Below are 272 nucleotides of genomic sequence, written 5' to 3'. Positions count from 1 at the left end.
ATGCTCAGCGCGGTTTCATGGCCAACATCATGCATAACCTCAGGAGCAACTCCAGGAGAGGGTTCGAGCCCAATCCTGAGCGTACTGTCGGAAGCGGCATGAGGATCGACATCCAGCAAAACCTGCATGACCTTTTTGGGCTGCCAGGTTTCATATTCCGATGGCGGGAATTCATCCTTGTAGGATGCAGCTCGATCGTAGGCAAGAGACTCAATCGTCATCCGCAATTCTAAAGCTGCATATTTCAAACGCTGATCGTCACCGTTTGAAAG

General features: G+C 50.7%; 1 protein-coding gene. It reads right to left on the bottom strand.

Annotated features, from left to right (window positions below; translation table 11 throughout):
* On the bottom strand, positions 1–272 hold a 272-nt coding region (locus AC3XQU_RS23895; protein WP_489876616.1), incomplete at both ends, for a hypothetical protein.

Source organism: Telluria sp. AZSoR62 (genome assembly GCF_058111565.1).
Note: the sequence above shows the minus strand (reverse complement) of the source record. Positions and strands in the feature narration are given on the sequence as shown.